The following is an 11,338-nucleotide window of genomic DNA, read 5'->3' on the forward strand; positions in this document are numbered from 1 at the left end:
GGCCGGGCTTTGGCCGCTGCAAGGCGCGACTTGGGCAAGCCACGCCTTGCCAGCGACCGATCAATCGAATTCCCAGGCGCGTTCGCCATGGCTGGTGATGTCGAGCCCCTCGCGCTCCTCGTCTTCGCTGACGCGCATGGGGATGACCATCGAAACCATGAGCGAACAGACGACGGTCGCTATGCCGCTCCATATCGCCACGATCCCGACGCCGGCAACCTGGGCGACGACCTGGCGGCCGAGTGTCATGCCCTCGGCAAAGCCGGTGCCGCCGAAGGAAGGCGAGATGAACACCGCCAGCAGCAGGGACCCGATCATTCCGCCAACGCCGTGCACGGCGAAGACATCGAGCGAATCGTCGATCTCGAGCCGCTGCTTGACCAGCTGGATCATGGGATAGCAGACAGCCGCAGCCACCACGCCGAACAGCATGGACGAACCGGGGGCAATGAACCCGGCGGCAGGCGTCACGGTGGCGAGGCCGGCGATGGCGCCGGTGGCAAAGCCGACAGAGGTGGCCTTGCCGACGCTGAGCTTTTCGATGCCGATCCAGACCAGCGCCGCGACGCAGGCTGCGAGATGCGTGTTGATGATGGCCGAGGCGGCATCGTCATTGGCGGCGAGGGCCGAGCCCCCGTTGAAGCCGAACCAGCCGACCCAGAGGAGGGCGGCCCCCGCCATGGTGAGGGCAGGGCTGTGCGGCAGCATCAGCGTCTTGGGGAAGCCGGAGCGCTTGCCCAGCAGCATGGCGACGACCAGCGCCGATACGCCGGCAGTGGTGTGGACCACGATCCCGCCCGCGAAATCGAGCGTGCCGAAGCGGCTTGCCAGCCAGCCGCCGCCCCAGACCCAGTGTGCGACCGGTGCATAGACCAGCAGGCTCCACAGTGCGGAGAAGGCGACGACCCAGCCGAAGCGCGCGCGATCGACCCAGGCACCGACCATCAGCGCGGGCGTGATGAGTGCGAAGCACATCTGGAACAGTGCGAAGGCGCTTTCGGGAATGGCCGTATCGGCGCGGACGTTTCCGAGGTTCAGGAGCATCCAGGCGTTGCCAGCGCCGAGCCATCCGCCCGAGACGTCGCCGAAGGCCAGAGTATAGCCGACCATCACCCAAAGCACAGACGCGACGGCCGCGATTGCACCCACTTGCACGAGCACGGCAAGGAAGCCCTTGGCGCGGACTAGACCGCCGTAGAACAGCGTAAGCCCCGGCATCGCCATCATCAGCACGAAGGCGGAGGAAACCAGAATCCAGGCGGTGTCGCCGGTATCGGCAACGTCTTCGACGCTGACAGCGCCTTGGGCATGGGCCAATGCGGGCAGCAGGATTGCTCCTGCAGCGCAGGCCATCGCCAGTAGTTTACGCATGCGTGACTCTCCCCCTCGCGCAGCGGTGCTGCACCAGATCCTCTCCGCGCGGGGCTTTAGAGCAACATTGCGGCAGCGCACAAGCGCGCCAGCAACCGTTTGTTGTGCGAAACGCGACGAACGGTTCCAGTTTCGGACAATTGCAAGTCGTCAGACGAGACCCTCGAGCACCTGGTCTGGCGGGCGATGACCATCTGCCCAGAAGCGGATGTTGGCGATGACCTTGTCACCCGAAGCGATGCGGCCCTCGAATGTGGCGCTGCCCATGTGTGGCAGGATTGCGACGTTGTGGTGGGCCAGGAGACGCGCATCGACCTGCGGTTCGTGTTCGAACACGTCCAGGCCGGCACCACCGATGCGGCCATCGACCAACGCTGCGATGAGGGCCTCCTCCTCGATCAGCTGGCCCCTTGCCGTGTTCACGATGTAGGCGTGCGGCTTCATCAGGCTGATGCGTCGCGCGTCGATCATGTGATGCGTTTCGGGCGTTGCCGGGCAGTGCAGCGTCAGAATGTCCGCCTCGGCGACCAGTCTGTCGAGGTCGGGCTCGAAACTTGCGCCGAACATCGTCTCGAGCGCTTCGGGCAGACGGTGGCGGCTGTTGTAGAGGACATTGAGGCCGAAGGCCCGGGCGCGATGCGCCACGGCCTGGCCTATGCGCCCCATGCCGATGATGCCCAGCGTCTTTCCGGCGAGCCGGTGGCCAAGCATGGTGGAAGGAGCCCAGCCTTCCCACTTGCCGGCGCGCAGCGTGCGGCCACCATAGTTCAAGCGGCGGGCGACCGAGATGATCAGGGCGATCGTCATGTCCGCAGTGTCGTCGGTAAATACGCCGGGCGTGTTCGTGACGATGATCTTGCGCGCTCGGGCGGCGGCAAGGTCGATATGTTCGGTGCCCGCACCGAAGTTGGCGATCAGGCCGAGCTGCGGACCCGCTTCGGCGATCATTGCCGCGTCGATGCGATCCGTTACGGTGGGGACGAGGACATGGGCCGATTGCATCGCCGCGACAAGCTGGTGGCGCGACATGGCGCGGTCTTCGGCATTCAGGGATACGTCGAAAAGTTCGTTCATCCGCGCTTCCGTTTCCGGGAGCAGGCGGCGGGTGACGGCGATGCGCGGGGTGCCATCGACGCGGCGGGTCGGGCGATAGTCGGCGGAACTCGGCATGGATGCAAAGCTAGGCCCGGGGTGGGGCAGCGGTCAAGCATGGTGACGGCCCGCCATCGTGGACAGAGCACGCTGTGGTGTTGCTCTTGCCGGTCATTTTTGCGACGGCTGGTACATGATCAATCGCTACAGTCGTGCCCCTGCTGCCGTTATCGCATCAGTCGCCTGCGCCCTGCTTGCGCCGACGGCTCTTGCGCAGGACGCAGAAGACGGCGTGCCGTATTGGGTATCGACCCGCAAGGACACCGCGAACATGCGCGTGGGACCGGGTCGGGAATATCGGATCAACTGGACCTACACGCGCAAGGGCGTCCCCATGAAAGTGCTGCGCGTGATGGGGGGCTGGCGCCTGGTCGAAGATCCCGATGGCGCGCGCGGCTGGATGCTCGCGCAATTCCTGAGCAGGGACCAGACCGGAATCGTCAAGGGCACCATCACCGGCCTGCGCGAGAACAAGGACGGATCCGGGCGTCTGCTCTGGCGCGTGGCCCCGGGGGTCATGGGCAAGATCGGCGACTGCAAGGCTGGCTGGTGCAGCTTCGACGTTGACGGTCGCAAAGGCTATATCAAGGCGACCGCCGTGTGGGGCGCGGGCAAGCCCTGACGCTGCCTTGTTCCTGATGCGAAAAGACCCCGGCCTTGCGGTCGGGGTCTTTCGTTGTTCCGGGCGTTGTGCCGGACTGTTGCCGATCAGACCAGTTCGATGGCCAGGGCCGTCGCTTCACCGCCGCCGATGCAGAGGCTGGCAACGCCCTTGGTCTTGCCATGCTTCCTGAGGGCGGCGATCAGCGTGGTGACGATGCGGGTGCCCGACGCACCGATGGGATGGCCGAGCGCCGTTGCGCCGCCATGGACGTTGATCTTTTCGTGCGGGATGCCGAGGTCGTGCATCGCGAACATGGCAACGCAGGCGAAGGCTTCGTTGACTTCGAACAGGTCGACATCGGCGATCGACCACCCGGCCTTGTCGAGAACCTTCTGGATCGCACCGACGGGGGCCGTGGTGAAGTCCTTGGGTTCCTGGGCGTGGGCGGCAAGCGCGACGACCTTTGCGACCGGGGCGAGGCCCGCCGCCTTGGCAGTGCTTTCACGGGCCAGCACGACAGCGGCGGCACCGTCTGAAATCGACGAGGACGTGGCTGCGGTGATCGTGCCGTCCTTGGCAAAGGCAGGCTTCAGCGACGGAATCTTGTCCGGGCGGCCCTTGCCGGGTGCCTCGTCGGTGTCGACAGTGACTTCGCCGGCGCGCGTCTTGACGGTGACGGGGGCGATCTCGTCCTTGAAGGTGCCATCGGCAACAGCAGTCTGGGCCCGGCGCAGCGATTCGACGGTGTAGGTGTCCTGCTGTTCGCGGGTCAGCTGATAGGCGTTGGCGGTGTCCTGCGCGAAAGTGCCCATGGCGCGGCCGGCTTCATAGGCATCTTCGAGGCCATCGAGGAACATGTGGTCGTAGGCGGTGTCATGGCCGATGCGCGCGCCCGAGCGGTGCTTCTTGAGCAGGTACGGCGCGTTGGTCATCGATTCCATCCCGCCGGCAACAACGACATCGACACTGCCCGAGGCGAGGGCTTCGGCGCCCATGATGATCGTCTGCATGCCCGAGCCGCAAACCTTGTTGACCGTGGTCGCCTGAACCGACTTGGGCAGGCCAGCCTTGATAGCCGCCTGGCGAGCAGGGGCCTGACCGAGGCCTGCAGGAAGCACGCAGCCCATGTAAATGCGGTCGATGCCATCGGGCGATACGCCTGCGCGCTCGACCGCGGCCTTGACTGCGGTGGCGCCGAGATCTGTGGCAGAAACATCTGCCAAGGCTCCCTGCATCGCGCCCATGGGGGTGCGGGCATAGGACAGGATGACGACGGGATCGGCTGACGAGAACTGTGCCATGTCTTGACTGACCTTTGCATTTGGCCCTTGTGTCTGGGCGCTGATGCGCGGGCTTGTGTGCTCCCGCGTTCATCCGCGTACATAGTGCTGCACTGCAGCGAACGCAAATGGGGCATTGGTCGAACAGATGCTGGGTCCTGCATTTTCGAGCCTGCCTGCAGGCGTTCCGCTGGTCGGTTCGGCCATTCTGGGCGCAATTGTCGGGAGCTTTCTGGGCGCTGCTCTGGAGCGTTTGCCCTCGGGACGTTCGGTCGTGACCGGTCGGTCCGCCTGCGACGGGTGCGGCAAGGCTCTGACGGTGGTCGAACTGGTGCCTGTTCTGTCGTGGATGATGCAAAGGGGGAAGTGCCGCTCCTGCGGTGCGCGCATCGGCGGATGGCAGCTTGCCTGCGAACTGGGCGGCGCCGCCATTGGCGTGGCATCGCTGTTGCTGGCGCGTGAAGGCCTGGCGCTCGCCGCCATGCTGCTGGGGTGGCAGTTGCTGCTGCTGGCGTTGCTCGATCTGCGACACTTGTGGTTGCCGCGGTTGCTTGTGGGCTGGCTGGCCGCAAGCGGGCTGCTTGTGTCAATCGCCCGCGCCAGAGTGATCGATGACGCAGGAGTGATCGGTATAGCCGTTGCCGGGGGCGTGGTGGGTTATGCTCTGCTGTGGCTGATCGCGAGGTTCTATCTCAAGGCTCGCGGGCGCGAGGGGATGGGCTCGGGCGACCCTCCGCTGCTCGGCGCGATCGGGCTCTGGCTGGGGCCGCTGGGTGTCGTCGAGACGATGCTTGGTGCAAGCATCATCGGCATTGCAGCGGCTATTGTCATGCTTGTCAGCAAGCGTAAGATCGACGCTAACACGGCACTGCCGCTGGGGACCTGCCTTGCCGCTACGGCATGGCTGCTATTCCTTTTGCAGGGGCCGGGCTGAACGCGATTCGGGGAGCGGGGCGACATGTTCAAGGAAACGGCGCGCGACGAAATGATGACTGCGCTCGGCAAGCAGCGCGAGGCCTTTATGGCAGCCCGGCCTGAGCCTCTGTCGACGCGCAACGACCGTCTGGAGCGCTGCGCCAGGATGCTGCTGGCGCATGGCGAGGATTTCGCCAGAGCGATGAGCGCCGACTTCGGCCACCGCAGCCACGAGCAGTCGATGCTGACCGATATCATGCCCTCGATCAGCCTGATCCGCTATTCGCAGAAGCGGATGAAGGCATGGAGCAAGCCCGAGAAGCGCCACGTCAACTTCCCGCTGAACCTGCTCGGGGCGCGGGCCGAGGTGCGGTACGAGCCCAAGGGCGTGATCGGCATCGTCGCGCCGTGGAACTTCCCGGTCGGGTTGACGATGGGGCCGCTGGCGCAGGCCTTTGCGGCGGGGAACCGGGCGATGCTGAAGCCCAGCGAGTTTACCGAGCGGACCTCGGAACTGATGGCCGAACTGTTCCCCAAGTTCTTCGGTGAAGAGGAGGTGGCCGTCATTCTGGGCGGGCCTCAGACGGGCCAGGACTTCTGCTCGCTGCCGTTCGATCACCTCCTGTTCACCGGGGCGACCTCGATCGGCAAGCACGTGCTTCACGCGGCAGCGGACAATCTGGTGCCGGTGACGCTGGAACTGGGCGGCAAGTCGCCCACCATTCTCGGACGCAGCGCCGACGTTGCCAAGGCGGCGGAGCGGATCGCGCTGGGCAAGATGATGAACGCAGGCCAGATCTGCCTGGCGCCGGATTACATGCTGGTGCCCGAGGAACTCGAGCACAAGGCCATCGGGGCGGTGCAGGCGAGCGTGGCGCAGATGTACCCGACGCTGCTGGCGAACGACGATTACACCTCCGTGATCAACCGGCGTCACCGTGACCGGTTGGCGGGGCTGGTCGACGATGCCGTGGCAAAGGGCGCCGAGGCGATTGTCGTAAATCCGGGCAACGAGAACTTCGAAGGATTGAACGGCAACAAGCTGCCCCTGACGATCCTGCGCAACGTCAGTGACGACATGAAGGTCATGCAGGACGAGATCTTCGGGCCGGTCCTGCCGGTGAAGACCTATTCGCGGATCGATGAAGCCATCGATTACGTCAATGCCCACGACCGGCCGCTGGGGCTCTATTACTTTGGCGAGGATCGGGCCGAGCGTGAGTCAGTGCTCAGCCGGACGATCTCGGGCGGGGTGACCGTCAATGATGTTATTTTTCATGTCTCGGCCGACGACTTGCCGTTCGGCGGAGTGGGGCCTTCCGGCATGGGGAGCTATCATGGCGTGGAAGGCTTCCGTTCGTTCAGCCATGCCCGCGCCGTCTTCAGCCAACCGAAGATCGACCTCGCCAGGATCGCGGGCCTCAAGCCGCCATATGGTGCCGCCACGGCGCGCACGCTGAAGATGCAGCTGAAGTAAGCAAGGCATACGAATGGCAGGGCGGCGGCCCTACGTCGCCCAATCACGCTGCACTGGGAAAAGGGCAGGCAATTCCGCCCTTAGTGCAATGCACCCCACTTGCGTACAGGCGCGGTCGGGACTAGGGCGCAGGCGAACCTGCAGCTTCGCGAGTCAGCCCTTTGGTCGATCTGTCTCAATACCTGCCGATCCTGATCTTTCTCGGGATCGCCTTGGCGCTTTCTTCCGCATTCGTGTTCCTGCCAATGGGCGTGTCGCGCCTGACCGGCGCACACAATCCCACCGCGGAAAAGCTCAGCGAGTATGAATGCGGCTTCCCCGCGTTCGAAGACCCGCGCAGCCAGTTCGACGTGCGGTTCTATCTCGTCGCGATCCTGTTCATCATCTTCGATCTCGAAGCCGCGTTCCTGTTTCCCTGGGCGGTCAGCCTGAAGGAAACCGGTTGGGCCGGGTGGACGACCATGATGGTCTTCCTCGGCGAACTGGTGATCGGCTTCATCTATGCCTGGAAGAAGGGCGCGCTGGACTGGGAATGAGCAACATGGCCACTAACCCGCTCGTTACTGCCAATGCCGGTGCCGTTACGGCGCCGGACCAGGCGTTTTTCGACAGCCTCAATGCCGAGGTGAACGACAAGGGCTTCCTCGTCACCAGCACCGAAGAATTGTTCCAGTGGGCCCGCACCGGCTCGCTGTGGTGGATGACCTTCGGCCTTGCCTGCTGCGCGGTCGAGATGATCCACGTCAACATGCCCCGCTATGACATGGAACGCTTTGGCGTTGCCCCGCGCGCCTCGCCGCGCCAGTCGGACGTGATGATCGTGGCCGGCACGCTGTGCAACAAGATGGCCCCGGCACTGCGCAAGGTCTACGACCAGATGTCGGACCCCAAGTACGTGATCTCGATGGGTTCGTGCGCCAATGGCGGCGGCTACTATCACTACAGCTATTCGGTAGTGCGCGGCTGCGATCGCATCGTGCCGGTGGACATCTACGTACCCGGCTGCCCGCCGACCGCCGAGGCGCTGCTCTATGGCGTGATGCAGCTGCAGCGGAAGATCCGCCGCGCCGGTACGATCGAGCGCTGAGGAGCAAGGAACAATGACCGTTCTCCACTCCGCGCCGCGCTGGTCCTCGAACGAGGGCGTGAAGGATGCGCTGGCGGCTGCGCTGGGCGCGATGCTGGTTTCGGCTGACGAGGAGCATGGCGAAATCCTGCTCACCGTTGTGCGTGACAGCGTCGAGGACGCCCTGCGTCTGCTGCGTGATGGCCACGAATACCAGCAGCTGATGGACATCGCGGGCGTCGACTACCCGCAGCGCACCGAGCGCTTCGACGTATGCTACTGCCTGCTCTCGGTGACGAAGAACCACCGCGTGATCGTCAAGACCTCGACCGACGAGGCGACGCCGGTGCCGACCGTGACGACGCTGTGGCCGAACGCCGGCTGGTACGAGCGCGAAGTCTACGACATGTTCGGCGTGCTGTTCTCAGGCAATTCGGACCTGCGCCGCATCCTGACCGACTACGGCTTCCAGGGTCACCCGTTCCGCAAGGACTTCCCGCTGACCGGCTATGTCGAGCTGCGCTATTCGGAAGAAGACAAGCGCGTGGTCTATGAGCCGGTGCAGCTGGCACAGGATCTGCGCCAGTTCGACTTCATGAGCCCATGGGAAGGTGCGGACTACGTGCTGCCGGGTGACGAGAAGGCCGCGACCCCGCCGCCTGCTCCGGCTCCGGTGGCGACCAAGCCCGACACCAAGGGCGATCCGAAGGCCGACGTGCCCAAGACGACCGACAAGCCCGCCGACACCGGCGCTGGCGAGAAGGCCAATGCCGAGGCGGCCAAGCCGGTTTCGGATGCGAAGGCCGCCGGCGGGACTGTCGCGGGTCAGGGCCAGGGCGAGCCGGTTGCGGTGAAGACTGAAATTGACGCTCCCGATGCGCCCGAGCCGACCGAGGCTCGCCCGGCGAAGAAGCCGCGCGCAACGAAGACTGCCGATACCGAGGGCGCGACCGAAGCGGCCGACAAGCCCAAGCGGACGCGCGCGAAGAAGACCGATGGAGAAGGCGCATGAGCCTGAGCCTCGAACAGTCGCCGACCACCGGCGACGAGGTCATTTCCAACTACACGATCAACTTCGGGCCCCAGCACCCGGCAGCGCACGGCGTGCTGCGCATGGTCATGGAGCTTGACGGCGAGATCATCGAGCGGATCGATCCGCACGTCGGCCTGCTCCATCGCGGCACCGAGAAGCTGATCGAGCACAAGACCTACCTGCAGGCGCTGCCCTATTTCGACCGGCTCGACTATTGCTCGCCGCTGGCGATGGAGCACTCCTATGTGCTCGCGGTGGAGAAGCTGCTGAACATCGAGGTGCCGCTCCGGGCCCAGTACCTGCGCGTGCTGTTCGCGGAACTGACCCGAATCTGCAACCACATGCTCAACCTCGGCAGCCATGTCATGGACGTCGGCGCGATGACGCCGAACCTGTGGCTGTTCGAGATCCGCGAGGACTGCCTCAACTTCTTCGAACGGGCATCGGGTGCCCGCATGCACTCGGCGTGGTTCCGCCCCGGCGGCGTGCACCAGGACGTGCCGCTCAAGCTGCTGACCGACATGGCGGACTGGATCGACGAGCGTCTGTTCCCGCTGTTCGAGGACGCGATGAGCCTCGTGGTCGACAACCGCATCTTCAAGCAGCGCAACGTCGACATCGCCGTGGTTTCCAAGGAAGACGCGCTGCGCTGGGGCTTCTCCGGCCCGATGATCCGTGGTTCGGGCATTCCGTGGGACCTGCGCAAGAGCCAGCCCTACGACGTCTATGACCGCATGGAGTTCGACATTCCGGTCGGCACCAGCGGCGACTGCTACGACCGCTTCATGGTCCGCGTCGAGGAAGTGCGCCAGTCGGCCCGCATCATGCGCCAGTGCATCGCGCAGATGCCCGAAGGCCCGATTGCCAGCACCGACCGCAAGGTGGTGCCGCCCAAGCGCGCCGAGATGAAGCAGTCGATGGAAGCCCTGATCCATCACTTCAAGCTCTACACCGAAGGCTTCCACGTTCCGGCGGGCGAAGTCTATGTGGCGACCGAAAGCCCCAAGGGCGAATTCGGCGTCTATCTGGTCTCGGACGGTTCGAATAAGCCCTACCGCTGCAAGATCCGCCCGACCGCGTTCAGTCACCTCCAGGCGATGGACTTCATGTGCAAGGGCCACATGCTGCCCGATGCGACCGCCATCCTCGGCGCGATCGACGTGGTGTTCGGGGAGTGCGACCGGTGAGCAATCTCGAAACCGCCAAGGCGATGATCGCCGCCTACAACGCGCAGGACGTGGATACCTACGTCTCGTACATGACCGACGATGCCTGCGAGGCGAACTATCGCGGGGATGTGGTGCGTCAGGGCAAGGAGGGCACGCGCTCCGGCCTTGCCGCCGCGTTTGCGCGCTGGCCGCAGAACCATGCCGAAATCGTCGAGGCCCAAGCCATCGGCAACTACGTGCTGATGCGCGAGCATGTGACGCGCGGGCCCGCCACCGATGGTTCGGCACTGGTCGAGCCGTTCGACGTGATCGCAGTCTATTCTTTCGAGGGCGACAAGTGCTCTCGGGTGGAGTTTATCCGGTGAAGTCCACGTTTGACCTCATGCGCCTCTGGGCCATGCTGACGGGCCTCGCGCTCGCTGCGTGGTACTTCGGCGAACTGTACCTCGGCGCGCAGGCGACCGAGACGCTGCCGATGCTGATCGCCGCCATCGGCGGGTTCGAGCTGTTCCACTATGCGCAGGACATCCTGATCAAGCGGGGGCGGAGCAATGGCTGATCGCTATATCGAACCGGACAGCCCCGAACTGCGCGCCCGCTGGGGCGACTTCGCTTGGACTTCCGAGAATGCCGAGAAGGCCAAGCAGATCGTCGCGCGCTATCCGGCGGGGCGCCAGCGCTCGGCGGTGATGCCGCTGCTCGATCTGGCACAGCGCCAGGTGGGGGCGGAGCTGAACACGCAAGGCTGGCTGCCGATCCCGGTGATGGAATACGTGGCCAAGTATCTCGACATGCCGGTGATCCGCGTGGTCGAGGTGGCGACGTTCTACACCATGTACAACATCGCCCCGATCGGGCGTTTCCACGTGCAGGTTTGCGGCACCACGCCCTGCATGCTGCGCGGGTCGGACGACATTATGGCCGCCTGCAAGGGCAAGGGCCTGAAGAAGGGCCACACCACCTCAGACGGCATGTTCACGCTGACCGAAGTCGAGTGCATGGGCAACTGCGCGTCGGCTCCGATGGTCCAGATCAACGACGACAACTACGAAGACCTGACCGCCGCCGACATGGAGCGCATCCTTGACGAGCTGGCCGCAGGCAAGCAGCCGAAGACCGGCACGCAGCTGCCGGGCCGTCATACGGTGGAACCGGCGGGTGCGCTCAGCAACCTGACGGCGATGGTTGACGCCAACCACGATTACCGAGGGGAGTGGTAGGATGAACCAACACCCCAACCCCGCTCAGGCTGAGCTTGTCGAAGCCCGCCC

General features: G+C 64.8%; 13 protein-coding genes. 10 read left to right on the top strand and 3 right to left on the bottom strand.

Annotated features, from left to right (window positions below; all coding sequences use genetic code 11):
* Positions 1-60: 60 nt before the first annotated feature.
* Both IM701_RS05900 and IM701_RS05905 read right to left on the bottom strand, forming a co-directional pair.
* Entirely contained in the window at positions 61-1,371 is a 1,311-nt protein-coding gene (locus IM701_RS05900) for an ammonium transporter (RefSeq protein WP_193828074.1), read from the bottom strand.
* A gap of 150 nt (positions 1,372-1,521) precedes the next feature.
* Complete coding sequence (locus IM701_RS05905; protein ID WP_193828075.1) at positions 1,522-2,541, bottom strand: D-glycerate dehydrogenase; 1,020 nt, start codon at positions 2,539-2,541, stop codon at positions 1,522-1,524.
* Positions 2,542-2,656: 115 nt separating this feature from the next.
* Here IM701_RS05905 and IM701_RS05910 point away from each other — a divergent pair, with 115 nt between their 5' ends.
* Complete coding sequence (locus IM701_RS05910) at positions 2,657-3,145, top strand: SH3 domain-containing protein (protein ID WP_193828076.1); 489 nt, start codon at positions 2,657-2,659, stop codon at positions 3,143-3,145.
* Between the two features lie 86 nt (positions 3,146-3,231).
* Here IM701_RS05910 and IM701_RS05915 read toward each other — a convergent pair whose 3' ends face one another.
* Positions 3,232-4,428 carry an acetyl-CoA C-acyltransferase gene (locus tag IM701_RS05915; RefSeq protein WP_193828077.1) on the bottom strand — a complete coding sequence of 399 codons (1,197 nt, stop codon included), beginning with the start codon at positions 4,426-4,428 and terminating at the stop codon, positions 3,232-3,234.
* 127 nt (positions 4,429-4,555) lie between these two features.
* Here IM701_RS05915 and IM701_RS05920 point away from each other — a divergent pair, with 127 nt between their 5' ends.
* The 9 genes from IM701_RS05920 to IM701_RS05960 all read left to right on the top strand — a co-directional run bounded on the left by IM701_RS05920 (position 4,556) and on the right by IM701_RS05960 (position 11,287).
* Positions 4,556-5,341: an A24 family peptidase gene (locus IM701_RS05920; protein WP_193828078.1), complete on the top strand. Its 786-nt coding sequence runs from the start codon at positions 4,556-4,558 to the stop codon at positions 5,339-5,341.
* A 24-nt stretch (positions 5,342-5,365) separates the two neighbouring features.
* Entirely contained in the window at positions 5,366-6,799 is a 1,434-nt protein-coding gene (locus tag IM701_RS05925) for a coniferyl aldehyde dehydrogenase (RefSeq protein ID WP_193828079.1), read from the top strand.
* 161 nt (positions 6,800-6,960) lie between these two features.
* On the top strand, positions 6,961-7,335 hold the full coding sequence (locus tag IM701_RS05930; protein ID WP_039331365.1) for an NADH-quinone oxidoreductase subunit A: 375 nt from the start codon (positions 6,961-6,963) through the stop codon (positions 7,333-7,335).
* Positions 7,332-7,886 (top strand): NADH-quinone oxidoreductase subunit B family protein, encoded by a 555-nt coding sequence (locus tag IM701_RS05935; protein ID WP_039331362.1) that lies wholly within the window; start codon positions 7,332-7,334, stop codon positions 7,884-7,886. The genes IM701_RS05930 and IM701_RS05935 overlap by 4 nt, the downstream gene beginning before the upstream one ends.
* A gap of 13 nt (positions 7,887-7,899) precedes the next feature.
* The gene (locus IM701_RS05940) at positions 7,900-8,877 is read left to right on the top strand and encodes an NADH-quinone oxidoreductase subunit C (protein WP_193828080.1); all 978 of its coding nucleotides are present in this window, start codon (positions 7,900-7,902) and stop codon (positions 8,875-8,877) included.
* On the top strand, positions 8,874-10,085 hold the full coding sequence (locus IM701_RS05945; RefSeq protein ID WP_193828081.1) for an NADH-quinone oxidoreductase subunit D: 1,212 nt from the start codon (positions 8,874-8,876) through the stop codon (positions 10,083-10,085). Before IM701_RS05940 ends, IM701_RS05945 begins: the two co-directional genes overlap by 4 nt.
* Positions 10,082-10,432: a nuclear transport factor 2 family protein gene (locus IM701_RS05950; protein WP_193828082.1), complete on the top strand. Its 351-nt coding sequence runs from the start codon at positions 10,082-10,084 to the stop codon at positions 10,430-10,432. Before IM701_RS05945 ends, IM701_RS05950 begins: the two co-directional genes overlap by 4 nt.
* On the top strand, positions 10,429-10,626 hold the full coding sequence (locus IM701_RS05955) for a hypothetical protein (RefSeq protein WP_062342107.1): 198 nt from the start codon (positions 10,429-10,431) through the stop codon (positions 10,624-10,626). Before IM701_RS05950 ends, IM701_RS05955 begins: the two co-directional genes overlap by 4 nt.
* Positions 10,619-11,287 carry an NAD(P)H-dependent oxidoreductase subunit E gene (locus IM701_RS05960; protein WP_193828083.1) on the top strand — a complete coding sequence of 223 codons (669 nt, stop codon included), beginning with the start codon at positions 10,619-10,621 and terminating at the stop codon, positions 11,285-11,287. Before IM701_RS05955 ends, IM701_RS05960 begins: the two co-directional genes overlap by 8 nt.
* Positions 11,288-11,338 lie beyond the last annotated feature (51 nt).

The sequence above is a fragment of the Novosphingobium sp. ES2-1 genome, assembly GCF_015169775.1.
Taxonomy (GTDB): Bacteria; Pseudomonadota; Alphaproteobacteria; order Sphingomonadales; family Sphingomonadaceae; genus Novosphingobium; species Novosphingobium subterraneum.